Source organism: Gordonia sp. DT30 (assembly GCF_049844915.1).
Classification (GTDB): Bacteria; Actinomycetota; Actinomycetes; order Mycobacteriales; family Mycobacteriaceae; genus Gordonia.
Genome location: NZ_JBNCLY010000091.1, coordinates 1 through 378 on the forward strand (window position 1 = coordinate 1; position 378 = coordinate 378).

The window sequence follows — 378 nt, forward strand, 5'->3', positions numbered from 1 at the left end:
GCGTCCGCAGATGGCGAGCAGGCGGGCCAGGCGGGCTTCGACGCGTGACGGTTCAGTGGTCACGTCGATGTCGGCGTAGTCGGGGGTGATGATGTCGACGACGTCGTAGCCACCGGTACTGCTGTCCGGCAACGGTGTACCCGTATCGGGTGGATCTGCTGGTTGCCGGTGGATTTTGGCACGCACCCTCGCGAGCCCGGCAGTGAAGTCGGGCCCGACATCGGGCAGTTTGTTGACGCGTTTCGGGTTCGGTGGGGCACCAGGGGCGGCGTTACGCCGCCACCAACACCGGCCCGCCAAAGGTCCGTCGCGGTAGATGCCGGTCGTGTACTGGCCAAGCCGGTCGCCGACCATCCGATTGTGTTTCGGACACGCCGG

1 pseudogene is annotated in these 378 nt (G+C 66.7%); it reads right to left on the reverse strand.

The window, feature by feature from the left end:
* Positions 1–378: pseudogene (locus tag ACLQ3C_RS21560) on the reverse strand (HNH endonuclease); the annotation flags it as partial.